The sequence below is a fragment of the Pseudomonas sp. B21-015 genome (genome assembly GCF_024749285.1).
Lineage (GTDB): Bacteria > Pseudomonadota > Gammaproteobacteria > Pseudomonadales > Pseudomonadaceae > Aquipseudomonas.
In genome coordinates this window covers 3,024,324-3,049,280 of record NZ_CP087196.1, presented here as the reverse complement: position 1 = coordinate 3,049,280, position 24,957 = coordinate 3,024,324, and the positions used below count along the sequence as shown (strand labels likewise).

Below are 24,957 nucleotides of genomic sequence, written 5' to 3'. Positions count from 1 at the left end.
GTGTTGACACAAACAAGCACACTGCGTGATATTTGCCTCACTCTTTACCACAGAGCGAGGCAACACCTATGCGCACCACCGCAACCTTGCATGTCCATCCGGCATGCGTCAGCAATCGCAAACTGATCGAACAGCTGCAGCTCGCCACGGGCTGTCTGGTCGTCATTCATAACAGCAAACCCAAGCTTGTTGCCAAAACTTGCCAGCCCTCTCCTCTCGATCCGAACGATGGAGGGCACGCGGCATGATCAAGTACAAGATCGACAACCGCACCCTGCAGTTGCTCAACGCCCAGGTTAACCTGACCGAGACCTTCAACCATGTCCTGCGAACAGCGCCCAAGCGTGAATGTCTGGCATTCCGTCTCAAGGCTGAGCGCGGCACAGTGGAAAGCACTTTTGTCGTCGAACTGGGCAGCGAACGCCACACGCTGACCTTGCAGAACGACAAGAAAATGCACCTCAAGCTGGCCGACTTCATCGAAGAGATCGCCAACGGTCCGCTCGACGCGAGCAACACCAGCGACGCAGTGCATCGCCCGCACGCAGATCGCCAATACGGCCGCTTTGAAGTCCAGGACAAGCAGCGCGTATTCGAGCTGATTCGCACTGGCGGCGTGCTGAGCCTCGACATGGGCTTCGATGTTCCTTTGCATGTCGTTGTGCATCGCCAGCACACGCTCACCTGCGTCACCGCCATCCTCAGCATTGGCAAAAAGAGCCCACGCACGAGGTGCTTCACCGCATGCGGCTCCGATGTCGAGATCTACGGCAAGGTCACCGAGTCCATCAACCACCTTGCTGCAGCGGCAACCCCTGCAGCGCACGCGGCATGAGGAGCAAGTCATGGAACGCACTCTTGCTCAAGCCGCAACCCAGCTCGGCCTAACCCGGCCACAACTGATTGCTCTCCTGCAGGAAAAAGGTCTGCTCAACGAACGTCGATTGCCGACATACCCCACCCGTGACTGTGAGTACCTGCGAGTCAAAGACGGCCAGTGGTATCACGAAAAATACGGCATGCAGTACAGCCAGTCGACACGAGTCAAGCAAGCCGGCATCCGCTGGCTGGCGGACCAGTTGGACATCGATCTTCCTGCCATCCCGGCAGACCGCCGTGACGTGGCCTAGGGAGTACGCCCGCCAGATCGTCGCCATGCGCACACGCGAGGAGCGCAACGCCGCGCTTCTCGAAGTGCCCGAACATCTGCGCGAGCTGACCAGACGCCACTGCCTGAACGCCTGGAACCACCCGGCACGACAACAACGCAAGGAGGCTCGACAAGGCCATGAGTAACGCTGCACAGAATCCGCTTCGCCTGCATCCGGCGCCCGAATCGGCCACCGTCGAACTGCTCTATCGCATCTTCGGTGACGTCCTGATCCCGCTGGAAAAAGTACGCGAGCAATACTTTCGCAACCTCAACGAACAGTCGTTCGTGACGGAGATCAACAGCGGCCGAATCCAGCTTCCGATCACCACATTGGACACCAGCCGCAAGGCGCTGAAGTACGCGCACATCCGCCACGTTGCCTCGCTGATCGACATACGCGCCTACAAGGCTGATGAAGACATGCAGCGACAGCAGGACGGCCAACGCCATGCTGCCCCCACACCACTGACGGCTGTCACCACCAGCCAACGACAATCCCAGGAGTACACCACATGATGACCCCAATACAAATCGGTGCACTCGTCACCCTGATAGTTCTGGCCGCCCTGCTGCTTTGGGGCGGTTACATCATGGGCCGCAGCAATGGTGTGGAGACCGGCCTTCGCGAGGGTGAAGACATCCAGCGCGCCGCAAGCGCCAAAACCATCCGCGAGCTTCAGGCCTCCCTGCAGTTCATCCGTGCCGATCACACGCGTCTGGCACAAACCTGCAAACGACTTGAAGCAGGTCCGCTCTTCGGCCCGGGCGAGCACCAGGCGTTGATCGCCATCAGCGAGTTGCTACGTATCGCGGCCAAGACCTTCAGCGCCTTTCGTACCGGGAAGAAACTTGAACGTGATGCTCGGTCCCTTCGCGAACAGGCTCTTGCGATGGCTGGAAGCCTGTCGCCGGCTTTAGACGACGAACACACCGATCTGCAAGCACATTTGAGGCACGCTTTAGGACCTAGCAAGGAGGCAGCATGACTATCCAGTTTCTAAGCCATGAGCAGGTATGCGAATTGACCGGCGCCAAAACCAAAGCAGGTCAGATAACTGTTTTAAAGCGAAATGGTATCCGCCATACCATAAAAAGGAATGGATGGCCCTGCGTCGTTACTTCTGCGCTGACAGGACTAACTGCCACCGCATCGGAAACGCCGAAGTGGCAGCCACGTTTGGTGGGATAGATGGGACGAAGACCAACGAAGCCGGGGAGTATTCCCCGCTTGCGTGAAAGAAAGCGCGGCAAAACAACCTACTACCTGTACGACACTGGTGGAAAACCGCGCAAGGAAATCCCCTTGGGCACTGACTATGGCCTTGCCATCTTAGAGTACGCAAAACTGGAGAAAAGCCGTGTATCTCAGGCATTAACGCAAGAAGTATTAACCTTTGCCTACGTTGCCGAGCTCTATATGAAGGAGGTCGTACCAACCAAAGCCCATGCCACCCAAAAGGACAATGCGCGCGAACTAAAAAACCTTCTGTTGTTTTTCAACGATCCGCCTGCCCCGCTTGAGGCAATCGAACCAAAGCATGTCAGTCAGTACCTTCGTCATCGGGGAAAAACAGCACCTATTCGTGCGAATCGAGAAAAAGCGTTACTCAGCTCCATTTGGAACTTTGCTCGTGAGAATGGTTACACATCTCTGGCAAATCCTTGCGCCGGGGTAAAGGGCAATAAGGAAACTGGTCGCGACGTATACGTCGAAGACGACGTACTTGCCAAAGCCTATCAGCATGCCGATCAGCCATTGAGAGATGCACTGGATCTGTTCTATCTGACAGGTCAAAGGGTGGCCGACACGTTGAAGATGGATGAGCGAGACATAAAAGACGGAAAGCTTTCCGTCCAGCAGGGAAAGACTGGTGCCAAACGAAGGATCGAGATTATTGGAGAGCTCAAAATCGTAATAGACCGAATCATGGCTCGAAAGGCTGGCCACAAAATCAGATCAACACGCCTGGTGGTAATCGATTCTGGACAGCCGATGACGACGAGCATGCTCAGGAAAAGGTTTGATGACACCAGAGAGGCAGCCGGGATTCCGAAAGCAGAATTTCAGATGCGGGACTTACGAGCAAAAGCGGCAACGGACAAAGAGGAGTCAACAGGGAGCATCCGCGAAGCTCGGGACCAGTTGGGACATACAACCGTTGGGATGACAGAGCAGTACATCCGAATGCGAAAGGGCTTGAAGGTAACCCCTACGAAGTGACTGACGGTCGCGAATTGCGGAAAAGTTTTTTTGATTGCGGAAAAAAGAACTAAGGGCTTGCATGAGGTATGTCATGCAAGCCCTTGATATTCATGGTGCCCGAAGCCGGAATCGAACCGGCACGCCCTTACGAGCGGGGGATTTTAAGTCCCATGCGTCTACCAGTTTCGCCATTCGGGCGGTAGCGCGGTAAAGCTGTCTGGAGACTGACCAATACGATCTGGCAGTTCCGACGCTTGTGCAACAGAGGGGGAAATATATACATCCCGCCCCGGTGAAGCAAGTTCGCAAAGATCCTTTTCAAGACTAAATCTTGCAGGACAGCGAAAATAAAAAAGCTCCGTAGATCATGGATCTACGGAGCTTGTTTAAAGTGGAGGCCGAAGTCGGAATCGAACCGGCGTAGGTGGATTTGCAATCCACTGCATAACCATTTTGCTATTCGGCCTCAAACATCTGATGTTCTGTAGCGCAACATCAAACGTGTAAACTCGCACTTGGAAACAAGATTCTAATCTAGCTTCCAACCCTTTGAAATCTAAGGGGTTTTCTTGTTCCTGAATCAGGAATGGACGCAATTCTGGACTGGATCGAAAGGCATGTCAAGAACTGGAGGAAAATAATTCCAGATACGTTATCGCGGGAATGGCCGTAAATGATCGCAGCCTTCGGCAGCTCCTACAGAGGGCGGCGTTCCTCCGCGATATTTCGGTGAACATCGATCCTTGAGCTGCCGAAGGCTGCGATCTTTTGATCTTGTTTCCACCTTCAATGTCCGACCGCCACCGCCCGTTGCAACCGTTGCCGATACTCACTGGGCGTCTCATGCATTTCGTGGCGAAAGTGTCGATTGAAATTCGACAAGTTGGCATAACCCACTTCGAAGCAGATATCGGCAACGCTGAAACTGCTTTGCGCCAGCAAACGACAGGCACGCTGGACCCGTAGTTTTCGCGTCAGGTCGACGAAGGTGTGGCCGGTGGCGCGCTTGAAGAATTTGGAGAAGGCCGGTTCGTTCATATCCAGACGCTGGGCGATGACCGACATCCGCAGCTCGTAAGCGAGGTCGTTCAGGATGTAGTCGAAGACAATGCTCATGCGCTGGGCCGTCAACGCATCGAGCATGGGCGCATATTGCAGGCTGGCGAGCGTCTGTCTCTCGCTGTCAGGGGCCGATGCCAGCAACTGCAACAACGACAGGAACAGGCACAACCGCTGCACCCCGTGGCACCGGCCGATGTCTTCCAGCAGTCGGGCCGTTTTTTTGCGGGTAACACCGTGAAACTCGATGCCCTGCGCCGCCTGGCGAAACAGGCTTTGCAACTCGCTGAGTTCAGGAACCTTGTCGCGCAGTTGCATCAGCATCTGACCATCGAACTGCAACACCACGTCACGGCCGGCAATCACCTCCCCTTTGCCCAGGAACGAAAGCTGTGCTGCGGCTCGTTCAGAATGACTTCAAGCGCTGGCGGCTTGTCTGCGGTTACGTGATGGTTCATCACCCTGGCGATTCCGTTTTTGTTGGTTTTATCAAGGTAGCGCGAAGCCTGGGACGAGTCGAAGTCTCAGGACGCCGACATGAGACTCACACTAACGACACCCGGTGCCTAGCGCGCTACATGACGCCCACTGATACTTTTTTCCACGGTCAAACAAGTATCAGCGCCGCGTACGCCATTCATTTGTTCACCGTTTGGGTAGCTGTAATCCTGTGGTCATCCCGTTGCGGATATGACTCGCACCGTGGATTACAACAAAAATAAGAGCTTCTGCCGCCCAAGGCGCAGAGCGGAGAACACGATGAAGAACATTCCAAGCGCGCTCTTTCTGTCCGCCGTGCTGTCCTCTGCCCAGCAAATCACCGAACGCGAGATGAAACCCGCCGGTTATCCCAAGTAGCGACGGCTTGATGCAATCACTGTGTGTGTGTGTGTGTGGGCTTGCTCGCGAAAGCGCTGGGTCAGGCGGCATCGATGTTGAATGTGCCGGCCTCTTCGCGAGCAAGCCCGCTTCCACAGGGGGGGGCTTCACACACTGCAATGCCCTCAACAGGCTCTTACGAATGGATGGAAAAAATGAAACGTCTGGAAGGAAAAAGCGCCCTTATTACCGGCTCCGCCAGAGGGATCGGGAGAACGTTCGCGCAAGCCTATATCCGCGAAGGCGCTACGGTTGCGATCGCAGACATCAACCTGGAGCGTGCGCAAGCCACGGCAACTGAGTTGGGTCCAAATGCCTATGCGGTGGAGATGGACGTTACCAACCAGCAATCAATCGACGGAGCCCTCGACACGGTCATCGCAACCGCAGGCAAGCTCGATATCCTGATCAACAACGCAGCACTGTTTGATCTCGCACCGATTACGGACATTGCTCGAGACAGCTACGAACGGCTGTTCTCGATCAACGTGTCCGGCACCCTGTTCACGCTGCAGGCCGCGGCCAAACAGATGATCCGCCAGGGCCACGGCGGCAAGATCATCAATATGGCCAGCCAGGCCGGGCGGCGCGGTGAAGCGCTGGTCGCGGTGTATTGCGCGACAAAGGCGGCGGTAATCAGCCTCACGCAATCGGCCGGGCTCAATCTCATTCCCCATCGCATCAACGTGAATGCCATTGCGCCGGGGGTGGTGGACGGTGAGCATTGGGATGGCGTCGATGCGCTGTTCGCCCGCTATGAAAACCGGCCGATCGGGGAGAAGAAAAAACTGGCGGGACAGGAAGTACCGTACGGGCGCATGGGCACGGCAGACGATCTTGTCGGTATGGCGATCTTCCTGGCATCGGCCGAGAGCGATTACATCGTGGCGCAGACTTATAACGTCGATGGCGGCAACTGGATGAGTTGACTGGCCCCGGGAACAGGGCCAGCCAATGCCTCAAAGGCGAAAACGACCCACTGATTGCGAGAGCTGTCCAGCCAGGGTGGACAGCTCATCGGTGGTCGAGGCGGTCTGGTTGATGACCTTGCTGTTGCCTTCGGACATGCCGGCAATCATTTCCACCTGATGGGCGATTTCGTTACTGGCCAGGCTCTGCTCACCGATCGTGCGGCTGATGTCATTGACCAACTCAGTGGTGTTGAGCGTGGCCTGGAGGATTTCGCGGATGGCGCGCTCGACGTCGGCGGTCACTGCCATGCCTTTGTCGACCTGCGCAACGCCCGCCTCCATGCTGCTGACCGCCTCACGGGTGCTTTGCTGGATGCGCGCGACCATGGCGGCAATTTCCTGGGTGGAGGCGCTGGTGCGTCCCGCCAGGCTGCGCACTTCATCGGCGACGACGGCGAAACCACGGCCCTGCTCGCCGGCGCGGGCGGCCTCGATGGCGGCGTTAAGCGCCAGCAGGTTGGTTTGATCGGCGATGCCCTTGATCACCTGAATGATGCTGAAGATCCCCTCGGACTCCTTGTCCAGGGTGCGGATCACCTGGGCCGACTGCTGCGCCGAACGGGCAATCCCGTCCATGTCGCTGACCACCTGATGAATCACCCGACCACCGTCCTTCGCCAATTCCTCGGCCTGGTTGGCCATGTTCAGTGCACGCTCGGCATGCCGGGTGATTTCCTCGATGCTCGCGGTCATTTCACTGGCCGCCGCGGCCATGGTGCTGGCGGCGACGCTTTGCTGCTGGCTGCTACCCGCGACCTGATGGCAGCCGCTGCTCAACTGCTGACTCATGCCACTCACGCCATGGGCATTGCTGCGAACCACCTCGATCATGCCGCGCAGGTCGCGCTGCATGGTTGCCAGGCTGCGAATCAACGTGCTGGCTTCATCCTTGCGAGTGGGCTCGACGATAGGTTCGCTCAGGTTGCCATGGGCGATGCTTTCGGCAATCCGGCTGGCAATCTGCAACGGCCCCATGATGCTCAGGATGACCGAGCGTCCAAGGGCGAGCAGCAGCAACAAACTGGCAATGAGTACGGCGCCGAGGGTGAAGTTGGCACTGCTGATGGTTTGCCGAGTGCCCGCGCTGGTCTGTTGGGTGTTGGTTTCGATCAGCTCACTGAGGGTGGCCATCTGGTCTTCCAGTTGGCTGAACGCGTTATTGAACGTGCCCAGTTGCTGCTGTGCGGAATCCGGATCATCCAGCGCCAGCCCGACAATGCGCTCGGCGGCACTGATGTACGTATCGAGGCTGGGCTTGATCTTGTCCAGCGCGGCCTTGAGGGCGTCGTTGACCGGCAGCTTGAGGTTGTCACCGAGCATCTCGCGAAAATGCGCGGCATGCTCATTGAGTGAACTGCGCACCTCGGCCTTGCTGCTAGGGCTCTTGCCCAACCCTACCAGCATCGCCGACAGCACATCGGCGCGCAGCGCATCGTGCATCATGTCGGCTTCGAGGTGGTTGCGCAGCGCGGTCATGCTGACCTCGTTGTCATTCACCGCTTCAGCCATCCGGGTATTGCCCACATAGCTGACCAGACTCACGATCAGGGCGGTGAGCAAACTGGTGCCGATCAACAAGATCAAACGTAATTTTATGGACACTCGGTGATTCCCCTGGCGGCATGTGCGTGGTCGGCTAGTTGCCTGCTGTTAGGGTTATCGACTGTTTCAACCGGTTACTGAGGCTTATTTCCACTTGAGCCGATTTTTTCGACCTGCGGTATACCTTTTCGCGTTTGACCTTGTGATTCGGGCGATGCAGCGGGCTCAATGCCCGCGAATGTAGTGCTCAAGCTGGCGAATCAAATCGGCCTGCTCGACGATGGCTTCCTTGACCAGATCGCCGATCGACAACAGCCCGATCAGTTCGCCGCTCTCCAGCACCGGCAGATGGCGCAAATGGCTGTCGGTCATGACCGCCATGCAGCGCTCGATACTCTGCTGGCTGTCGGCTGTCACCACCGGTGCGCTCATGATCTCGCGCACCGGCGTACCGACCGAAGAACGGCCCTGTAGCACCACCTTGCGCGCATAGTCGCGTTCGCTGATGACGCCCACCACCCGCCCGTCTTCGATGACAGGCAACGCGCCGACGTTCTTCTCGGCCATCATTTTCAGTGCGTCGAGGACCATCTGATCCGGTGCGATGCTGTGCACCTGCTGGTTTTGCACGACTTTCAGTTTCAGTAACTGTGCGGCTGTTTTCATCAACGTTCTCCGATACGGTTCAGGGCGGCGCTCAAGCCGCCGCGACTTCCACGACCCCGGCATTCAGGCGCACCGGCCAGACCCGCAGGCGCTGCTCCGGGTACTCCAGGCAACTGCCGTCTTCAAGACGAAAATGCTGCTTGTAGATCGGCGACGCCACCACCAGATCGCCCTTGAGGCTGCCGATCAATCCACGGCCGATAACATTCGCGCCGGATTGCGGATCATGATTGTCGATGGCGTAGAGGGTCCGACCTTCAGCCTGCGGCAGATAGAACAGCGCCACCTGGGCGCCGTCGAGCCAGACGACGACACCGGAGTTGCTGACCAGATCCTGCTGGCTGCACACCGCCTGCCAGGCTTGGGCATTGGCCGCGGCGGCAAGGGCATCGACACGCTGGGTAGTGGGCTGGCTCATCAGGCATTCTCCTCGGTGACAGGGATAAGGTTGAGTTCGGTGGCCATGATCGGCCGGCGCTGACCACGCTCCTGAACAAAATGGATGTCCGGGTCCGGGCGTTGATCGTTGACGAAGGTGCGGAAGCGCTTGAGTTTTTCCGGGTCTTTGAGGGCATTGGCCCATTCGCATTCGTAGCGGTTGACCACCAGTTGCATCTGCGATTCGAGTTCTGCGCCGAGGCCCAGGCTGTCGTTGATGACCACGTCCTTGAGGTAATCCAGGCCTCCCTCCAGGCTTTCGCGCCAGACCGAGGTGCGCTGCAATTTGTCGGCGGTGCGGATGTAGAACATCAGGAACCGGTCGATGTAACGGATCAGGGTTTCATCGTCCAGGTCGGTGGCGAACAGCTCGGCATGACGCGGGCGCATGCCGCCGTTACCGGCCACATAGAGGTTCCAGCCGTTCTCGGTGGCGATCACGCCCACGTCCTTGCTCTGCGCCTCGGCACATTCACGGGTGCAGCCAGAAACCGCGAACTTGAGCTTGTGCGGCGACCGCAGGCCTTTGTAGCGATCCTCGAGGGTCAGGGCCATTTTCACGCTGTCCTGCACGCCGTAACGGCACCAGGTGCTGCCCACGCAAGACTTCACAGTGCGAGTCGATTTGCCGTAGGCGTGCCCGGTTTCGAAACCGGCCTCGATCAGCTCGGACCAGATGTCCGGCAACTGATGCAACTGCGCGCCGAACAGGTCGATCCGCTGGCCGCCGGTGATTTTGGTGTAGAGGTCGTATTTCTTCGCGACCACGCCGATCGCGATCAGTTTGTCGGCCGTGATCTCACCGCCAGCGATGCGCGGCACCACTGAATAGGTGCCGTTTTTCTGCATGTTGGCCATGAAAGTGTCGTTGGTGTCCTGCAACGGCACCAGCGAAGCGTCCATGATCGGCTGGTTCCAGCACGAGGCGAGGATCGAGCCCACCGCCGGCTTGCACACGTCGCAACCGGTGTGACCACGACCATGCTTGGCCAGCAGTTCTTCGAAGGTGATCACCCCTTCTACCCGCACCAGCGCATAAAGCTCCTGACGGGTGTAGGCGAAGTGTTCGCACAGGCTCTTGTCGACACTGACGCCACGGGCAATCAGTTCGTGCTCGAACACTTGCTTGAGCAGCCCCGCGCAACCGCCGCAACCGGTGCAGGCCTTGGTTTGCGATTTGAGCAGGCCCAGGTCGGTGCAGCCGCCATCGATGGCCGAGCAGATCGAGCCCTTGGTGACGTTATGGCACGAACACACTGTTGCCGACTCGGGCAACGCGCCCGGGCCCAGGGTTGGCGCCCCGGCGGACGATGGCAGAATCAGGCTGGCCGGTTCCGACGGCAAGGCAATGCCGTTCTGCATGTATTGCAGCAGGGTGTCGTAATAGCTGTTGTCGCCGACCAGTACCGCGCCGAGCACACGCTTGCTGTCAGCATCCACCACCAGGCGACGGTAGCTGGCCGTGGCTTCATCGATGAACTGATAGCTGCGTGCACCCGGCGTGTGGGCGTGAGCATCACCGATGGAACCGACATCGACGCCGAGCAGTTTGAGCTTGGTCGACATGTCGGCACCCTGGAACGGCTCCGCCACTTGATTGCACAGCAGCGAGGCGACGCCACGGGCCATCTGGTAACCGGGGGCGACCAGACCGAAAAGGCTGCCATTCCAGGCGGCACACTCGCCGATGGCGTAGATATTCGGATCGCAGGTCAAGCATTGGTCATCAATCACCACGCCGCCACGCGGACCGATGTCCAGCGCGCATTGGCGGGCCAGCGCGTCTTGCGCGCGGATACCGGCGGAGAACACGATCAGGTCGGCTTCGAGAAATTCGTCGTTGGCAAAGTTCATCCGGTAGCGGTACTGCTCGCCGGCACTGATCGACTGCGTGCCACGGGACAGGTGCACACCTACGCCGAGCCGCTCGACTTGCGCCTTCAGCGCCAAACCACCCTGCTCGTCCAATTGCACTGGCATCAGGCGCGGGGCGAACTCCACCACGTGGGCTTCCAGGCCCAGGCTTTTCAGGGCATTGGCGGCTTCCAGGCCGAGCAGGCCACCGCCGACCACCACGCCACGCCGGGCATTGGCTGCCGCGGCACGAATCGCGTCGAGGTCTTCAAGGGTGCGATACACCAGGCGCGAGTCGCCTTCTGCACCTTCAATAGGCGGCACAAACGGATAAGAACCGGTGGCCAGCACCAGTTTGTCGTAAGCGACGCAGCCTTGTGCGGTGATCACCTGACGCCGGGCGCGGTCGATTTCCAGCACCGGCACGCCCAGATGCAAGGTGACGCCTGGCGTCTGGTACAGGGAGGCTTCGCCCAGGGCCAGCGACTCGGCATCGCGACCGCTGAAATACTCGGACAGATGCACACGGTCGTAGGCACGCATCGGCTCTTCGCTGAAGACATGCAGGCGGTATTGCTCGAGGGCGCCGCGCTCGATGAGCTGCTCGACACAATGATGTCCGACCATGCCATTGCCGATCACGATCAGTGTTTGCAGTTTGTTCAATGCGGCAACATTGGAATTCATAGTAAGCACCCAGCCAAAGCCAATCACGGTTAAAAAAGCAAAAAAAAACGCCTGAAACCTCTCGGTTTCAGGCGTCTTTGCCTGTTCTTCGCGGTGTTCGACCTGGCGCCTTCGCCTGATCCACCGATGTTGCCCACGACCTGCTCGGCCGGTCGATCCTCGTTGATCGAGTGGGCTGTCCATCTGTTTTCGATGGACCTGAGGTGATCAATGCAGTCTTTGTGCCAGCCGGCCGTTTGATACTTCACTCGCGCTGAAAACCTCACGACTGAACAATTGGCGAATAGGCTTGGCGACCTTGGGATAGGCGTGTTCTGGCGGGAGAGGACGGTCTTTCAGAAGTGGTCGCGTGGATCGTCGGCAACAGCGGATGTGGACACTGGCAGAGGAGAAAACTCGGTGCACGGCTCGCGGCGGGTGCACGTTTTTATGGCATCGCGCTTTATAAAAGTGCATGCAGCGGTCAATAACCGCTCGCAAGAAGGATAAAAGAACGCCTTTTGTGGAATGCCAGTTTTCTATTATGGGAGCCGGCATGCCCCCAGCAGCCTTGCAACTTTTCCGCCTGCAGAGCTGCATCGCGCTGAGAATTATCAGCGACACTTCGTAAATAACGAATTATTGATAAAGAATATTCGATTTTCCTTCGCGGCAATCTCCCCGCTAGCATGACTCTGTCGGCTCCAGAACAAGTCCAGACAGGGAGAACGACATGCAACCCCTGAACATCGGTGAACTCTGGATGTGGGTCACCTTCATTGTCTTCGTCATCGCCATGCTGGCTGTGGATCTGTTTGTTTTCGGCGGGCGCAAGGCGCATCGGGTATCGGTGCGCGAGGCGTCGTGCTGGGTGATTGCGTGGTGCGCGCTAACGCTGACCTTCGCGGGATTGCTCTGGTGGTACTTGAATGGCGAGTTCGGGCCCGAAATCGCCCAGCGCAAAGTCCTCGAATTCCTCACGGGCTATCTGATCGAGCAGTCGCTGTCGATCGACAACATGTTCATCTTCGTGATGATTTTCGGCTACTTCGCCGTACCGCCAGAGCTGCAGCGCCGAGTGTTGCTGTACGGTGTGCTCGGGGCAATCGTGATGCGTGGGGCGATGATTCTCGCCGGTGTGTGGCTGGTGTCTCAGTTCGCGTGGCTGCTGTATGTGTTCGGTGTGTTCCTGATTATCACCGGGATCAAGATGCTGGTATTCGCCCATCAGCAGCCTGACCTCGATAAAAACCCCTTATTGCGCTGGATACACAGCCATCTGCGCGTCACCAACGGGTTTCATGGCGAGCGTTTTTTTGTGGTGCAAGACAGCCGGCACTGGGCGACGCCGATGTTTCTGGTGCTGGTGCTGATCGAGGCCAGCGACCTGATGTTTGCGGTCGACAGCATCCCGGCGATCTTCGCCATCACCACCGATCCGTTCATTGTATTCACGTCGAACATCTTCGCGATCATGGGCCTGCGTGCCCTGTACTTCCTGCTGGCCGACATGGCTGACCGCTTCCACCTGCTCAAATACGGTTTGGCGATCGTGCTGGTGTTCATTGGCGCCAAGATGACGCTGATGCCGTGGCTTCACATGCCGGTTGAATGGTCGCTGGCCGTTGTTGGCGGGATCATTCTGACTTCGGTGCTGTTGAGTCTGATCTTGACCCGCAAGGAGGATCAAATGCGATCCCTGTAGCGGCAGAATGTGATCTTTTGTCGTATTCGCCTGCCCTCACCTGATAATCTGAGCCCCCTTGCCTGCATGTCTCTGATGGATCATCGGCGCGCGAAGACGCGGTGATCACTTCACCCCTTTCAATCAAGACAACGGTGGCTCTTTTGATCAGCAGCACCCCCGCATTTGCCCGCGATATCGACGGCAAAGCCATCTCTGCCCAGGTTCTCGACGAGGTCCGGGAAGAGGTTCTGGCCCTGGCCGGCCAGCAGATCTATCCCGCCTTGGCGGTCCTGTTGGTCGGCGACGACCCGGCCAGCCACGTGTATGTACGCAATAAACTGCTGCGCGCCAAGGAAGTCGGCATCCGCTCCCTTGAATACCGCCTGCCGGAAACCGCCAGCCAGGTCCAGGTCCTGGAACTGATTGCACAACTCAATGCCGATCCCGCGGTGAACGGCATCCTGGTGCAACTGCCCTTGCCCGCCGCTATCGATGAGCAGGCAGTGATTCATGCCATCGACCCGATCAAGGACGTGGACGGTTTTCATCGGGAAAACGTCGGTGGGCTGGTGCAAGGCATCGAGGTTCTGACCCCGTGCACGCCCAGCGGCTGTATGCGCCTGTTGTACGAAACCTGCGGTACTGACTTGAGCGGCTTGCACGCGGTGGTCATCGGTCGTTCGAACATTGTCGGCAAGCCGATGGCGACCTTGCTATTGCAGGCCAACTGTTCGGTCAGCGTGGTGCACTCGCGCAGTGTCGATGCCCCGGCGTTGTGTCGGTTGGCGGATATCGTGGTCGCGGCGGTGGGGCAGCCCGAGTTGATCGACGCCAGTTGGCTCAAGCCCGGCGCGGTGGTGATCGATGTTGGCATTAACCGAGTTACCGACGAGTCCGGCAACCGTCTGGTGGGCGATGTCGACTACGCCAGCGCCCGTACCGTCGCCCGTGCGATCACCCCGGTGCCCGGTGGCGTCGGGCCGATGACCATTGCCTATCTGCTGAAGAACACTCTGATTGCCAGCCGGTTGCAACGCGCGGCGCAGGCCCGCGGTCAGCAGCCTGAGGACGACCTGGCGTTGAACTGAGCACAACGCACACGGCCCACTTCAAAGTGGGCCGTGTCGGTGATGCGGAACCTGTGCGGGCTTGTGCTTAACTGACTGGCATTGGGCTCCGTCAGTCTTGCACATCCTCTTTTTATTTCCCTGCGTGCAACACCTGCGTTTGCGGCATCGCCGAAGAGTGGTGGTTGAGAATCTTCCACTGACCGCCCACCTGCTCATAGACAAAGGTGTAGCGCGCCTGCACCTGACGAGTCTTGCCATCGGCTTCGGTCAACGTAAAGGTGTAGACGCCACTGTCCATGGCCACGTTGGCGCCCAATGGGCGGATCTCACGGAAGTTGATCTGGCCCACCGGCTTGAGCGCCATGAAGTGATCGAAGTAGTCCTTGATCTGTGCCGGCGTGGTGCGCACCTGATTGGAAACCGTCGGTTGCAGCACGGCGTTCGGCGCATACAGGTCGACCACGCTCTGAACATTGCCGCTCTTCAACGCGCTGTTCCAATGGTCAAACAGGGCGGCGATTTCACGATCCTTCACGTTGGTGGGTTGCTGCGCCACGCTGCTGTAAACGTAAGGCACCGCTTCCAATGCCTGAACCAGCGGGGCGGTCAGGGCGAACAACAGGGCGATGGTTGAGGTCTTGAATGTCATTGCGCTATTCCAATGGTGGTCGATGGGCTCACTGTGCCGTCCGGAACGCCGCCCGCCATCGGCCAACCGGAGCCATTTGCCTATGCCATTCGGCAGATAGCGCCCTGCCCCGTTAACAAGGTTTAATGACGCCCCTGCCCGAACGGGCGTGCCCGCGCCGGAACCTGCCCATGCAAAACCCTGATCATGACCCCGGTAGCGCCCTGGCCATTCGTACCCAGTATCGGCAGTCGCAAAGTCGCGCCGCGCGGCTGCGGCTGCTGGTGGATACCGGCCAGGAACTGACCCAACTGGCTCCCGAGGCCATGCGCCAACGCGTGCTGCAACGGGCCTGTGCCTTCCTGGCGATGGACCACGCGCTGCTGCTGGAATGGGACGTGGATGCGCAAGTCAGGACCACCGCCAGTCAAGGCAGCCGCGAGCGTTTAGACAATCTCGCGCGCCTCGCCGATACCGCGATGAGCACCCCCCAATGGCAGGAGCAGCCGAGCGCGGTCCTGCCCAATGTGCTGCGGGTGCCTTTGCGCGGCGGTGATGGCACGGCCTTCGGTGCGCTGGTGCTGGCCAACAGCGTCAGCATCAGTGCACCGGACACCGAAGACCTCGAATCCCTGCAATTACTCGCCACCCTGCTGGCCGCGCACCTGGAAAACAAGCGCTTGCTGGACGCACTGGTGGCGCGCAAACGCACCATGTCCGATCTGGTCCACAGGCTGTTCAGAGCACAGGAAGACGAACGCAAACGCATGGCCTACGACCTGCACGACGGCCTGGCACAAACCCTTGCCGGGCTGCATCAGCGCCTGCAAGGTTTTGCCGGCCGCTGCCCGTCACTGCCCGACGAACTCGGCGCGGACTTACAAACGATTCTTGCTTTGGCCCAACATTGCGTGGGTGAAGGCCGGCAATTGATCAGCGGCCTGCGCCCGACGGTGCTCGACGATTTTGGCTTGCTGAAGGCGGTCGACAAAGAGGCCGATCGCCTGCGCGAAGCCGGGATCAAAGTCAGCTGGAATGCGCGTTGCGAAGCACGCTTGCCCAGCCAGGTGGAGATCGCCCTGTTCAGGATTGCCCAGGAAGGTATCAACAACATTCTCAAACACGCGCAGGCCAGCCACGTCGTGCTGGCGCTGGAGCTGCACGAAGGCCAGGCCTCGCTGCGGGTGGACGATAACGGCCAGGGCTTTGCCATGGAACAACCCCTCGACACCTGCGGCGCCCGGCACCTGGGGCTTGCCGCGATGCAGGAACGCGCGAGCCTGCTGGGCGGTGATTTCACCTGCATCAGCCATGCGCACGGCGGAACGCAACTGCGCGCCACCGTCCCTTCTGGCCTGAATGGACCCCCTCAATGACTCACGTTATACGACTGGTGGTCGCGGACGATCATGAAGTCACGCGCACCGGCTTTGTCTCGTTGCTGGCCGGCCTGACGCAATTCGAAGTGGTCGGCCAGGCCTGCAATGGCCAGGAAGCGCTGGACCTGTGTGAGCGTCTTTTACCCGACATCGTCATCCTCGACATCCGCATGCCGGTGCTCAACGGGCTGGGCGCGGCACGCATGCTTCAAGAGCGCCTGCCGGCCCTGAAAGTGATGATGTTCACCATGGACGACAGCCCCGACCACCTTGAAGCCGCCATGCACGCCGGCGCCGTGGGCTATCTGCTCAAGGATGCCAGCCGCCTCGAGGTGATCGACGCGTTGCAACGTGTCGCCGCCGGCGAGCAAGCCCTCAACAGCTCAGTCAGTGCCCAATTGCTGCGCCGCATGACCGAGCGCAATGCCAGCGGCGTGGCCTCCGATGCCCTGACCCCGCGGGAGCGCCAGGTACTGGGGTTGGTGGCCAACGGCATGAGCAACCGTGAAATCGGCGAAGAACTCGGCATCACCACCGGCACGGCCAAAGCCCACGTGGAACGGGTCATTGGCAAACTCGGCGCCGCCGACCGCACCCAGGCCGCTGTGCGTGGCATTGCTCTGGGCCTGGTGACCCAGTCATGAAAGCGTCAAACGCCCGCCGCTGGGCCGATCTGCCGTTACGCGGCAAAGCCCTCGTGGTGATTTCCCTGCCGTTGGTGATTCTGTTGCTCTCGCTGGTGCTGATCTACACCACCGAGCGCCAGACGGCTCGCGCGGAGGAAGACGTGCGCCGCGTGCTGCTGGTACAGGGTGATATCCAGACCGTACATACCTTGCTCGCCGAGGCCGCCGCCAGCGTGCGCGGCTATCTGCTGACGCGCCGCGAGGATTTCCTGCCGGGTTATCGGCAAGCCAGACCCTTGATCGAATCGGCCTTGCAGCGACTGGACAGCAACGTTCGCGATGAGCGGGTGCGCAAGCATCTGGAAGCGATCACGCCGCTGATCGAAACCAAGGTCGAGGGCCTGGTAGAACTGCTGGATGATCGCAACGCTACTCCTGAGTCGATCACCACCATCCTGATCAGCAACAAGCACATCCTCGACGAGTTACGCGAACGCATCAGCGCCATGCGCACCCTCGAGGACACCCTGCTGGCCGAACGCACCGCAGCAGCGGCCTCCACTCGACAACGCCTGTTGTTCTCCACCCTGCTGGCTGCCGTTTGCGGGCTGTTTGGTGCCATTGTGGCGGTGCTGTTCCTGTCCAAGGGCATCGTCGCCCGGGTGCAGCAGGTTCAGGGCAACGCACAACGGCTGGCACTCGGTCAGCCGTTGCTGCCACAACCTCCGGAGAACGATGAAATTGGTCAATTGGGTACGCGTCTGGTCGAAGCCGGGCTGTTGCTGGCCGAACGTGAACGGGCAATACGCGACAATGAAGAACGCTTGCGGTTGATCATCGACGGGGTGAAGGACTACGGTATTTTCGCCCTCGATACACAAGGTTTCGTGACCAGCTGGAATGCGGGCGCCCAACGGATCAAGGGCTATACGGAACAGGAGATCGTCGGCCAGCATTTCTCGATGTTTTATCTGCCGCAAGAGTGCCCGCAGCATCCCGACATGGCGCTGCGCGAGGCCACTCGCAATGGCCATTACATGGAAGAGGCCTGGCGTTGCCGCAAGGATGGCAGCCGCTTCTGGGCCAGCGTGGTGATTACCGCGCAATACGACAGCAGTGGTGCCTTGCGTGGATTCTCCAAGATTACCCGCGACATCACCGACCGCCGTGCGGCCGAGATCGCGCTGAGCACCGCACGGGAAGAGGCGGAGCGCGCCAGCCGCGCCAAAAGCGAGTTTCTGTCGCGCATGAGTCACGAACTGCGTACCCCCCTCAACTCCATTCTCGGCTTCGCGCAACTGCTGGAGATGGATTCACCCAAGGGGCAACGAGCGCAGATCGGTCACATCCTGCGGGCCGGAAAACACCTGCTGACCCTGATCAACGAAGTGCTGGACATCGCCAAGATCGAGGCCGGGCGCCTGCCACTGAATGTTGAATCCGTGCCCCTGGCGGTGGTGCTGCAAGAAGCCCTGACGCTGGTTTCCCCCATGGCCTGCGACGCCGGCGTCCATCTGAGTGAACTGCCGATGCTAACCGCCGACAGCGGGATCGTCGCCGATCGGCAACGCCTGGTTCAGGTGTTGCTCAACCTATTGTCCAACGCCATCAAATACAACCGGCCCCAGGGTCGGGTGCACATTGAGGTCAAGGTTCTTCAACAACGAATTGCCGTGTCGGTCTGCGATACCGGCAAGGGCATTGCGGCCGATCGACAGGATCAACTGTTCAAACCGTTCGAGCGCCTGGAGTCCGATCCAAACGTGGAAGGCACCGGTCTGGGCCTGGCCTTGAGCAAGAGTCTGGTGGAAATGATGAACGGTAGCCTGACGGTCAAAAGCCGGCCCGGCGAAGGCTCCAGTTTCACCCTGGAGCTGCCCTTCGTGCGCCTGCAGCCAGCCACTGAGCCCGCGACTGCACGAATCAGCGCCCCTACGGCCACTTCCGCCCGCGCTGCCCCCGATTACCTGGGCAAAGTGCTGTGCATCGAAGACAATCTGTCGAGCCTGGCCCTGATCGAAACCCTGTTGCAACGGCGACCGCACATCCAGTTACTCTCAAGCATGCAAGGGCAAATGGGCCTGGACCTGGCCCGTCAACATGCACCGCAACTGATTCTGCTGGACGTGGCACTCCCGGACCTGGATGGTTTCAACGTTCTGCAACGCTTGCGTCAGTTCTCCATCACCCGTGCCATTCCAGTGCTGATGATCACCGCCGATGCCAGCGACCTCACTCACCTGGCCTTGCTCGAGGCGGGAGCGACCGCGGTGCTGACCAAGCCGATTCACATTCCTTCATTCCTCGCCCATCTTGACCAGCACCTACCGGAGCCCGTGTGAACACCGACCTGCGCATTCTGATCATCGACGACCAACGGCCCAATCTCGATTTGATGGAGCAGCTGCTTGTCCGCGAGGGGCTGAGCAACGTACTGAGCAGCACCCAGCCACTGCGAACTCTGGACCTGTTCAACGGCTTCGAGCCTGACCTGGTCATTCTCGACCTGCACATGCCGGAGTTCGACGGCTTCGCCGTACTTGAACAGCTCAACCGGCGCATCCCGGCCGGCGAATACCTGCCGATCCTCGTGCTCACCGCCGACGCCACCCGAGATACCCGCCTGCGCGCACTGGCGCTCGGCGCCAAGGACTTCATCAGCAAGCCACTGGACGCCCTGGAAACCATGCTGCGGGTCTGGAACCTGCTTGAAACCCGCGCATTGTATAAAGCCCTGCGCACGCGGGTCCCGGCGGATCAGATCGAGTTGCTGCGCCAGTTAAAGCCGCACCCAGCTAGCTGACCGAAGAGGCGGAATCACTGACGATTTGCTACTGAAAGCCAAGTCACGGGGCTGGCTCGGCACCTTGGAGGCCGGCTGCAGAAAGCCCAGCAAGGCTTGCTGGGTGTCATGCCAGGCCGTCGGGTGTTCCATATCGAGGAAATGCCCGGCGTTCTTGATGGTCTGAAACTGAGCCTGACGGGAATGAGCTGCAAAAAGACGGGCATCTTCCACCGAGGTGTACTCATCCCGTTCGCCGTTGATAAACAGCAGCGGGATTTCGATGGCGTCGGCACAGGAAACGTAGCAGTGAGTGTCCTGGGTCAGCACCTCATTGACGTGAAAATGCATTTGCCGGTATTCGTGTTCGTCCAGGCTGATGACATGGCGTTCATTGAAACGCTTGAACAGTGACGGCAGGTGCTTGCCGATCGTGCTGTTGATCAAACGCCCGACATTGCGACGATCGCACGCCTGGAGAAAGTCCCGCCCGCTCTCCAGATAATCACGCATCGGCGTGTTGATCCGCGCGGCGAATGAACTGATCACTGCCTTTTCGATTAGGCGCGGCCGCTGAGCCAGTGCCACCAGGGTCGCCGCCCCGCCCCAGGAAAAGGACAGCACATGCTGTGCACAAAAATGCTCGATCAACTCCAGCAGTATTTCAGCCTCGTCTTCCTTGCGGATCGGCTGGTCATGCAGGTTGTGTTGTTTCGACTGACCGGCGTAGGGCTGATCGTAGAGGACCACATTGAAGCGTGGCCGCAGGTAGCGCACCGTTTGCGCGAAGGATGCGGTCGTTGCCAACGAGCCATTGACCAGAATGATGGTCTTGTCAGCGGCGGTGTTGAGATAGTGCTCGGTATAAACCTTGTACTTCTTACCAATCTCGACGATGGCAGTCTTCAGCATCATTTCATTCTATTCCTTGAACAAATTGGATCAGGCACACAGCGTGATCGGCTACCCGGCGTCCTCCGGTCAAGCCTGACAGCACGAACCAACAACGGTACAAGGGCGCTGAGATGAGCGCCATGACCAATAAGTCACTAACCGACCAGTGGTTCTCAGTTAAGCAGGGATTTTCCCGCGTACAAGCACGCACGCTTGAAAGTGACGGCCCAGACGCTCTGCCGACATCCGCCTATGATTGTTAATTGCCCCCCGCCTTTTTCATCTCAGGGCTTACAGCTTTGTGCGGCCCGCCCCTCACGTCCAACGAGGCCTTGAAAAATGTCGCTGACGCTTTACTACCATCCGCTGGCGTCGTACTGCCATAAAGTGCTCATCGCGCTCTACGAAAACGGGACCGACTTCGAAAGAAGAATCATCGATCTCGCAGACGCTGCCGACAGCGCAGAGCTTCAGGTTCTGTGGCCAATCGGAAAATTCCCGGTTATTCGCGACCCTGCTCGGCAACGTGATCTGCCGGAGTCCAGCATCATCATCATCGAGTACCTGGATCGACTGTATCCAGGTGAACAGCGCCTGCTTCCGGACGATTGGGAGACCGCGTTGGAGGTGCGGTTATGGGACCGCTTTTTCGACCATTATCTACAAACACCGATCCAACGGATTGTCAGCGATCGACTACACGCGACCAACGGTGATTTGACCAGAGAACGGGCCACGCTAGAAACGGCGTACAGAATGCTCGAGCGCCGGATGGCGTCCCGAATCTGGGTGGCCAGCCCGGACTTCAGCCTGGCCGACTGCGCCGCGGCCCCGGCACTTTTCTATGCCTGCACGCTATTGCCGTTCCCCGACGACTACCAGCACTTGAGCGCCTATTTCGACCGGTTGATACAGCGACCGTCATTCCAGCGGGTGATCGACGAAGCCAGGCCCTGGTTTTCGCTCTATCCGTTTGCGGATGACATCGCGCAACGGTTCCGCCAGCCCTCGCCCCCCCCATGACCCGCGTTGAGTTCACGCCGGCGTCCAGATAACAGCCTGTGACATCCGGACATCCAAGCCGCCAACCTATGGCGCCACCGTGACATCGGCCTGCCCGCTCTCGAGCAAGGCGGCGTGGACAAATCCTTCGGCCTTCTTGCGCTCGACGAAAGCCGTCACATAGGCCGCCCCCGCTTCACGCTTGCGGGGTACGGCCATCGCCTGGCGTATGGCGGTAAAGGCGCCTTCGAGGACCCGGTAACGTGGATCAGCGGCGGCGACCTTCTCCAGCGGTTGGCGCACACCCGCCGCCGCATCCAGGCCTTTGTCGAAGAACAGGTCGACGGCGGCGGCGGACGTTTCTGCCCGCTCCAGTTGCGCCTGTTTCAAGGTACGGGTCAGGAACAGGTCGTAGGCCGCGCCCTTGCCGACCGCCAGGCGCAATCCTTGCCGATCCAGATCATCGACCGCTGTATAAGCCGAATCGGCCGCCACCAGGTAGGTGCCTTCGATGATCACGTAAGGCTCGCTGAACGCGATCTGTTGTTCACGCACCGGCTCGATGGCGAGGAACGCGATGTTCCATGCGCCCTCCTCCAGCGCGGCAAACACCTTGCCGGCGGCATCGAACGTGATCATTTCCAGACGCACGCCCAGCTCTTGCGCCAGAGCCGTTGCCAACGCCACCGAGACGCCTTGGGGAGTTCCGTCCCGACCCTGCTGCGCCAGCACCGGATTGCCGAAATTGATCGCCGCACGCAGCACACCATCGGGCGCCAGGTCATCAATAACCGCAGGGGAAATAGCACTCATCATGGGCTCCGAAACAAAAAATTGATGTCACGACCTGCAACGGCTTCAAGAAGCCGTCCTTCGCGTTGAAACCATAGGCGAACGGCGCCGTCGAGTGCAAGACCAAGGCCTGCTCCACCTCGTGGTCGACTGCAAATATCCCGCAGGCTGAGATCTTTTGATCTTTCCAACGGGCCACTCGTTACCTGAACAGGCACCAAAGTCAAAAGATCGCAGCCTGCGGCAGCGCCTACAACCCGCGCTAGGTGCACATGCAGAGCGGTGGCGGACTACCGTTGCGCCAATTCATGGTTGATGCATTGCTCGTAATACGTTTGCTTGATGCCGGCCGGCTTGAGACGCGAAGAGCTGTTATAGGTTTGTTCCGTGATCCCCATGGCTGTCATGCGCATCCACGGCCGGGGAAATTTGCGCGATTGCAGTTTTCTGCGTGCCCCGTAAAGCGTAAGCCCGGAAAGCTTCGAGGCTTGCGCGCCCTCGGCTATTTCCGCGCCCCAGCTGCAAATATAGCGAGAGTTCTTGCTCAGTTCCTTTGCCTGAGCCCCAAGCGAGAAAGCCACCAGGACAAACGTTGCAGCCATCCACACCAAAGTCCGCATATCGCCAATGCCTAACCTTCTGAAAAGAAAGCGAGTTTGACAACGAAGCGCAGATCTGGGGGCCAGCAGTTTGCCTCATTTCATCGCTGATTCTCTCTGCCAGGCCCGACGCAAAAGATCGATGACCTCTTCGTCCGACGTCTGAGTAAAGTCGGTGTACCAATGGCCGATCGAGATCAGCCAATCGGGGATGAGCGGGCAAATCAGTTCGTCCACCTCGTCACGCAGCGCCTCTGCCGTCTCAAGCGGTGCCACCGGCACGGCAACGACAATGCGCGACGGCGCTTGCAGGCGCACGGACTGTATCGCGGCCATCATCGTGGCCCCTGTGGCCAGGCCATCATCGATCAGGATCACCACCTGATCCTTGAGTGCCACAGGCATGCGCGAGGCCCGGTATACGAGCTCGCGACGCAACAATTCCTGCGTTTCCCGCGCAACCACGCCATCGAGCGTGCGCTGATCGATACCGTTGGCCCGCAGCGCATCGTCATTGACGATCTGTATGCCACCGCTGGCAATGGCGCCCATGGCGAACTCCTGGTGGGACGGCACCCCCAGCTTGCGGACCAGCATCAGGTCCAGGCGAACCTCCAGGGCCGTGGCCACTTCATAGGCGACCGGGACGCCGCCACGGGGTAAGGCCAGGACGATGACATCGGCTCTTTTAGCGTATTTACGCAACGGCTCCACCAGGCTTCGGCCGGCATCAACCCGGTCATGCAAGATGGTTTGCAATGAAGGACTATGATTCATCTGAAAACCTCCCTGGGGCGGGGCCCCAAAAACGGGCGAGCCAACCTTGGCAAGGATGCTCGTGACTACACCGCCAGAACGCTGCAAGGCACCTGATACAGAATATGTTCCGTCGTGCTGCCGAGAAGCCTCTCCAGGCCCCTGTACTGAGCTCTGCCCATCACCACCACATCCACCTGATGCTCGTGGGCGAACTCACTCAGCACCGAGACAGGTTGCCCCATGATGAAATGCCGACACTCAGGGGGCACACCGAACCGGGCGGCCAGCTTCAGAAATGACGTTTCCAGGTCGCTGCGCAACTCCCTGGTCAGCTCCGCCAGCGGCAGACCACCGCCTATATCCGCCAGAAAAGCGGCCGAAATGTCACACGCGTACAGCAGATGCAACTCGGCATTGCACTGCATCGCAAGGCTGGAAGCCTGCAGGATGATCCGGTCATTGAGCTCGCTGTTAGAAGGCTCTGTATCTGTAACATCAACCGCGGCCACCACCTTCTGCGGCAGGGCATGGCTTTCGGCACCGACCAGATAAACCGGCACCGGACAATGGCGCAACAAACGCCAGTCCAGTGGCGTAAAGAACGCGCGCTTGAGCACGGGCTCATGCTGCACTTGCTTGATCAACAGATCGGGTTGCATTTCCGTGACGTGATCAAGAATGTCCTGGCGCATATTGTCGGCCCAGGCGACTTCGGTGGTGACCTTGATCCCCCTGCCCTGCATCTTTTGCGCCTGCTCCTTGAGCCAGTCGCGGTGTTCCTGCAGATAGCTTGCCCGAGCCATTTTCCGGTCGCCTTCTTCAAGCAACGACAGAATGTCCAACGACGGAATCAGCGCGGCAATGTGCAAGCTCGCCCCGCTGGCCTTGGCCACGGCAGCGGCCTGGTTGATCGCAGGAGAATGACGCAGGAGCGGGTTGATGATCAGTAATAAGCGTTGATACTGACTCATGATCTGTCTCCAGACAGGTTAGTCCTCGACGCCGATCACCGCCCATCGGCAATCGTAGGCCTCGATTCAAATCAACTCCTGAAGGAGCCACTTGAAAAGAATAGTTCACAACGGTGCTGTGCATCCCGTGCCGGGCTCGGGCCCTACATCCGCATTGCCTTAAGGAGCCCGCCCACATGAGTTGCGCTTGACTGACTGGCATTGGTCGATGGTCGGGGTTTGTTTGTGACTCGGGAATTGGGCACCCAGTCCCAAGAACAAACAACTCCAACATGGCATCGATAGCATGCATCCGCAAAGACTGCCCCTGCACAACGAGTTGCACGCGCGCCCTTCT

At 59.2% G+C, this 24,957-nt stretch carries 26 protein-coding genes, 2 tRNA genes and 2 pseudogenes; 16 read left to right on the top strand and 14 right to left on the bottom strand.

Going from position 1 to position 24,957, the window contains the following annotated elements:
• Nucleotides 1-68: 68 nt before the first annotated feature.
• From LOY38_RS13495 to xerC, 8 genes are read left to right on the top strand one after another with little or no spacing between them, the layout of a single operon-like run.
• Entirely contained in the window at nt 69-248 is a 180-nt protein-coding gene (locus LOY38_RS13495) for a hypothetical protein (RefSeq protein WP_258700447.1), read from the top strand.
• Nucleotides 245-835 carry a hypothetical protein gene (locus LOY38_RS13490; RefSeq protein ID WP_258700446.1) on the top strand — a complete coding sequence of 197 codons (591 nt, stop codon included), beginning with the start codon at nt 245-247 and terminating at the stop codon, nt 833-835. Before LOY38_RS13495 ends, LOY38_RS13490 begins: the two co-directional genes overlap by 4 nt.
• Nucleotides 836-845: 10 nt before the next feature.
• Complete coding sequence (locus LOY38_RS13485) at nt 846-1,130, top strand: phage antirepressor KilAC domain-containing protein (RefSeq protein WP_258700445.1); 285 nt, start codon at nt 846-848, stop codon at nt 1,128-1,130.
• The gene (locus LOY38_RS13480; protein WP_122707920.1) at nt 1,117-1,296 is read left to right on the top strand and encodes a hypothetical protein; all 180 of its coding nucleotides are present in this window, start codon (nt 1,117-1,119) and stop codon (nt 1,294-1,296) included. The genes LOY38_RS13485 and LOY38_RS13480 overlap by 14 nt, the downstream gene beginning before the upstream one ends.
• The gene (locus LOY38_RS13475) at nt 1,289-1,669 is read left to right on the top strand and encodes a pyocin activator PrtN family protein (RefSeq protein ID WP_258700444.1); all 381 of its coding nucleotides are present in this window, start codon (nt 1,289-1,291) and stop codon (nt 1,667-1,669) included. Before LOY38_RS13480 ends, LOY38_RS13475 begins: the two co-directional genes overlap by 8 nt.
• Nucleotides 1,666-2,139, top strand: coding sequence for a hypothetical protein (locus LOY38_RS13470; RefSeq protein WP_258700443.1), 474 nt, complete (start codon nt 1,666-1,668; stop codon nt 2,137-2,139). Before LOY38_RS13475 ends, LOY38_RS13470 begins: the two co-directional genes overlap by 4 nt.
• Complete coding sequence (locus LOY38_RS13465) at nt 2,136-2,342, top strand: DUF4224 domain-containing protein (protein WP_258700442.1); 207 nt, start codon at nt 2,136-2,138, stop codon at nt 2,340-2,342. Before LOY38_RS13470 ends, LOY38_RS13465 begins: the two co-directional genes overlap by 4 nt.
• Nucleotides 2,343-3,374, top strand: a complete 1,032-nt coding sequence (xerC, locus tag LOY38_RS13460) for a tyrosine recombinase XerC (RefSeq protein ID WP_258700441.1) — start codon at nt 2,343-2,345, stop codon at nt 3,372-3,374.
• Between the two features lie 93 nt (nt 3,375-3,467).
• Here the strand turns inward: xerC and LOY38_RS13455 are convergent.
• From LOY38_RS13455 to LOY38_RS13445, 3 genes and pseudogenes are all read right to left on the bottom strand, one after another.
• Nucleotides 3,468-3,554: transfer RNA gene (locus LOY38_RS13455), tRNA-Leu, on the bottom strand.
• A gap of 194 nt (nt 3,555-3,748) precedes the next feature.
• A tRNA-Cys gene (locus LOY38_RS13450) sits at nt 3,749-3,822 on the bottom strand.
• Nucleotides 3,823-4,142: 320 nt separating this feature from the next.
• A pseudogene (locus LOY38_RS13445) lies at nt 4,143-4,873 on the bottom strand (helix-turn-helix domain-containing protein).
• Nucleotides 4,874-5,449: 576 nt separating this feature from the next.
• Between LOY38_RS13445 and LOY38_RS13440 the strand changes: the two are divergent.
• Nucleotides 5,450-6,223: an L-iditol 2-dehydrogenase gene (locus LOY38_RS13440; RefSeq protein WP_258700440.1), complete on the top strand. Its 774-nt coding sequence runs from the start codon at nt 5,450-5,452 to the stop codon at nt 6,221-6,223.
• A 30-nt stretch (nt 6,224-6,253) separates the two neighbouring features.
• Here the strand turns inward: LOY38_RS13440 and LOY38_RS30325 are convergent, their stop codons facing one another.
• The 5 genes and pseudogenes from LOY38_RS30325 to nirB form a co-directional block, all read right to left on the bottom strand.
• On the bottom strand, nt 6,254-6,979 hold the full coding sequence (locus tag LOY38_RS30325) for a methyl-accepting chemotaxis protein (protein WP_408980628.1): 726 nt from the start codon (nt 6,977-6,979) through the stop codon (nt 6,254-6,256).
• 132 nt (nt 6,980-7,111) lie between these two features.
• A pseudogene (locus LOY38_RS30320) lies at nt 7,112-7,867 on the bottom strand (MCP four helix bundle domain-containing protein); the annotation flags it as partial.
• Between the two features lie 165 nt (nt 7,868-8,032).
• Complete coding sequence (locus tag LOY38_RS13430) at nt 8,033-8,473, bottom strand: CBS domain-containing protein (RefSeq protein ID WP_258700438.1); 441 nt, start codon at nt 8,471-8,473, stop codon at nt 8,033-8,035.
• A gap of 31 nt (nt 8,474-8,504) precedes the next feature.
• Nucleotides 8,505-8,891: a nitrite reductase small subunit NirD gene (gene nirD / locus LOY38_RS13425; RefSeq protein ID WP_258700437.1), complete on the bottom strand. Its 387-nt coding sequence runs from the start codon at nt 8,889-8,891 to the stop codon at nt 8,505-8,507.
• Entirely contained in the window at nt 8,891-11,452 is a 2,562-nt protein-coding gene (nirB, locus tag LOY38_RS13420) for a nitrite reductase large subunit NirB (protein ID WP_258700436.1), read from the bottom strand. The genes nirD and nirB overlap by 1 nt, the downstream gene beginning before the upstream one ends.
• Nucleotides 11,453-12,164: 712 nt before the next feature.
• On the opposite strand from nirB, the gene LOY38_RS13415 reads away from it, so the two are divergent.
• Nucleotides 12,165-13,136, top strand: a complete 972-nt coding sequence (locus LOY38_RS13415; protein WP_309475876.1) for a TerC family protein — start codon at nt 12,165-12,167, stop codon at nt 13,134-13,136.
• Nucleotides 13,137-13,279: 143 nt separating this feature from the next.
• A complete protein-coding gene (locus LOY38_RS13410) occupies nt 13,280-14,206 on the top strand; it encodes a bifunctional 5,10-methylenetetrahydrofolate dehydrogenase/5,10-methenyltetrahydrofolate cyclohydrolase (RefSeq protein WP_258700435.1) in 927 nt (308 codons plus the stop codon).
• Between the two features lie 112 nt (nt 14,207-14,318).
• On the opposite strand, the gene LOY38_RS13405 is transcribed toward LOY38_RS13410, so the two are convergent.
• Complete coding sequence (locus tag LOY38_RS13405; RefSeq protein ID WP_258700434.1) at nt 14,319-14,837, bottom strand: SgcJ/EcaC family oxidoreductase; 519 nt, start codon at nt 14,835-14,837, stop codon at nt 14,319-14,321.
• A gap of 170 nt (nt 14,838-15,007) precedes the next feature.
• On the opposite strand from LOY38_RS13405, the gene LOY38_RS13400 reads away from it, so the two are divergent.
• From LOY38_RS13400 to LOY38_RS13385, 4 genes are read left to right on the top strand one after another with little or no spacing between them, the layout of a single operon-like run.
• On the top strand, nt 15,008-16,192 hold the full coding sequence (locus LOY38_RS13400; RefSeq protein ID WP_258700433.1) for a sensor histidine kinase: 1,185 nt from the start codon (nt 15,008-15,010) through the stop codon (nt 16,190-16,192).
• Nucleotides 16,189-16,839, top strand: a complete 651-nt coding sequence (locus LOY38_RS13395; protein ID WP_258700432.1) for a response regulator transcription factor — start codon at nt 16,189-16,191, stop codon at nt 16,837-16,839. Before LOY38_RS13400 ends, LOY38_RS13395 begins: the two co-directional genes overlap by 4 nt.
• Entirely contained in the window at nt 16,836-19,163 is a 2,328-nt protein-coding gene (locus tag LOY38_RS13390) for an ATP-binding protein (protein ID WP_258700431.1), read from the top strand. The genes LOY38_RS13395 and LOY38_RS13390 overlap by 4 nt, the downstream gene beginning before the upstream one ends.
• On the top strand, nt 19,160-19,624 hold the full coding sequence (locus tag LOY38_RS13385; RefSeq protein ID WP_258700430.1) for a response regulator: 465 nt from the start codon (nt 19,160-19,162) through the stop codon (nt 19,622-19,624). Before LOY38_RS13390 ends, LOY38_RS13385 begins: the two co-directional genes overlap by 4 nt.
• On the opposite strand, the gene LOY38_RS13380 is transcribed toward LOY38_RS13385, so the two are convergent.
• Complete coding sequence (locus LOY38_RS13380; protein ID WP_258700429.1) at nt 19,601-20,518, bottom strand: alpha/beta fold hydrolase; 918 nt, start codon at nt 20,516-20,518, stop codon at nt 19,601-19,603. The two genes, LOY38_RS13385 and LOY38_RS13380, sit on opposite strands and share 24 nt — an antisense overlap.
• A 318-nt stretch (nt 20,519-20,836) precedes the next feature.
• Between LOY38_RS13380 and LOY38_RS13375 the strand changes: the two genes are divergently transcribed.
• The gene (locus LOY38_RS13375; RefSeq protein WP_258700428.1) at nt 20,837-21,520 is read left to right on the top strand and encodes a glutathione S-transferase family protein; all 684 of its coding nucleotides are present in this window, start codon (nt 20,837-20,839) and stop codon (nt 21,518-21,520) included.
• A gap of 66 nt (nt 21,521-21,586) precedes the next feature.
• Here the strand turns inward: LOY38_RS13375 and LOY38_RS13370 are convergent, their stop codons facing one another.
• From LOY38_RS13370 to LOY38_RS13355, 4 genes are all read right to left on the bottom strand, one after another.
• Complete coding sequence (locus tag LOY38_RS13370; protein WP_258700427.1) at nt 21,587-22,312, bottom strand: transporter substrate-binding domain-containing protein; 726 nt, start codon at nt 22,310-22,312, stop codon at nt 21,587-21,589.
• Between the two features lie 269 nt (nt 22,313-22,581).
• On the bottom strand, nt 22,582-22,911 hold the full coding sequence (locus LOY38_RS13365; RefSeq protein WP_258700426.1) for a hypothetical protein: 330 nt from the start codon (nt 22,909-22,911) through the stop codon (nt 22,582-22,584).
• A gap of 75 nt (nt 22,912-22,986) precedes the next feature.
• Entirely contained in the window at nt 22,987-23,667 is a 681-nt protein-coding gene (locus tag LOY38_RS13360; RefSeq protein WP_258700425.1) for a phosphoribosyltransferase, read from the bottom strand.
• A 65-nt stretch (nt 23,668-23,732) separates the two neighbouring features.
• On the bottom strand, nt 23,733-24,620 hold the full coding sequence (locus tag LOY38_RS13355) for a universal stress protein (protein WP_258700424.1): 888 nt from the start codon (nt 24,618-24,620) through the stop codon (nt 23,733-23,735).
• Nucleotides 24,621-24,957: the final 337 nt, after the last annotated feature.

Bases quoted from the DNA above. Each gene is read 5' to 3' on its own strand.
- LOY38_RS13380 (WP_258700429.1), bottom strand. From the start codon at position 20,518: ATGATGCTGAAGACTGCCATCGTCGAGATTGGTAAGAAGTACAAGGTT.
- nirB (WP_258700436.1), bottom strand. From the start codon at position 11,452: ATGAATTCCAATGTTGCCGCATTGAACAAACTGCAAACACTGATCGTG.
- LOY38_RS30325 (WP_408980628.1), bottom strand. From the start codon at position 6,979: ATGGCCGCGGCGGCCAGTGAAATGACCGCGAGCATCGAGGAAATCACC.
- LOY38_RS13465 (WP_258700442.1), top strand. From the start codon at position 2,136: ATGACTATCCAGTTTCTAAGCCATGAGCAGGTATGCGAATTGACCGGC.
- LOY38_RS13365 (WP_258700426.1), bottom strand. From the start codon at position 22,911: ATGCGGACTTTGGTGTGGATGGCTGCAACGTTTGTCCTGGTGGCTTTC.
- xerC (WP_258700441.1), top strand. From the start codon at position 2,343: ATGGGACGAAGACCAACGAAGCCGGGGAGTATTCCCCGCTTGCGTGAA.
- LOY38_RS13430 (WP_258700438.1), bottom strand. From the start codon at position 8,473: ATGAAAACAGCCGCACAGTTACTGAAACTGAAAGTCGTGCAAAACCAG.
- LOY38_RS13475 (WP_258700444.1), top strand. From the start codon at position 1,289: ATGAGTAACGCTGCACAGAATCCGCTTCGCCTGCATCCGGCGCCCGAA.
- LOY38_RS13360 (WP_258700425.1), bottom strand. From the start codon at position 23,667: ATGAATCATAGTCCTTCATTGCAAACCATCTTGCATGACCGGGTTGAT.
- LOY38_RS13485 (WP_258700445.1), top strand. From the start codon at position 846: ATGGAACGCACTCTTGCTCAAGCCGCAACCCAGCTCGGCCTAACCCGG.
- LOY38_RS13390 (WP_258700431.1), top strand. From the start codon at position 16,836: ATGAAAGCGTCAAACGCCCGCCGCTGGGCCGATCTGCCGTTACGCGGC.
- LOY38_RS13495 (WP_258700447.1), top strand. From the start codon at position 69: ATGCGCACCACCGCAACCTTGCATGTCCATCCGGCATGCGTCAGCAAT.
- LOY38_RS13415 (WP_309475876.1), top strand. From the start codon at position 12,165: ATGCAACCCCTGAACATCGGTGAACTCTGGATGTGGGTCACCTTCATT.
- LOY38_RS13370 (WP_258700427.1), bottom strand. From the start codon at position 22,312: ATGAGTGCTATTTCCCCTGCGGTTATTGATGACCTGGCGCCCGATGGT.
- LOY38_RS13440 (WP_258700440.1), top strand. From the start codon at position 5,450: ATGAAACGTCTGGAAGGAAAAAGCGCCCTTATTACCGGCTCCGCCAGA.
- LOY38_RS13355 (WP_258700424.1), bottom strand. From the start codon at position 24,620: ATGAGTCAGTATCAACGCTTATTACTGATCATCAACCCGCTCCTGCGT.
- LOY38_RS13395 (WP_258700432.1), top strand. From the start codon at position 16,189: ATGACTCACGTTATACGACTGGTGGTCGCGGACGATCATGAAGTCACG.
- LOY38_RS13375 (WP_258700428.1), top strand. From the start codon at position 20,837: ATGTCGCTGACGCTTTACTACCATCCGCTGGCGTCGTACTGCCATAAA.
- nirD (WP_258700437.1), bottom strand. From the start codon at position 8,891: ATGAGCCAGCCCACTACCCAGCGTGTCGATGCCCTTGCCGCCGCGGCC.
- LOY38_RS13490 (WP_258700446.1), top strand. From the start codon at position 245: ATGATCAAGTACAAGATCGACAACCGCACCCTGCAGTTGCTCAACGCC.
- LOY38_RS13470 (WP_258700443.1), top strand. From the start codon at position 1,666: ATGATGACCCCAATACAAATCGGTGCACTCGTCACCCTGATAGTTCTG.
- LOY38_RS13405 (WP_258700434.1), bottom strand. From the start codon at position 14,837: ATGACATTCAAGACCTCAACCATCGCCCTGTTGTTCGCCCTGACCGCC.
- LOY38_RS13400 (WP_258700433.1), top strand. From the start codon at position 15,008: ATGCAAAACCCTGATCATGACCCCGGTAGCGCCCTGGCCATTCGTACC.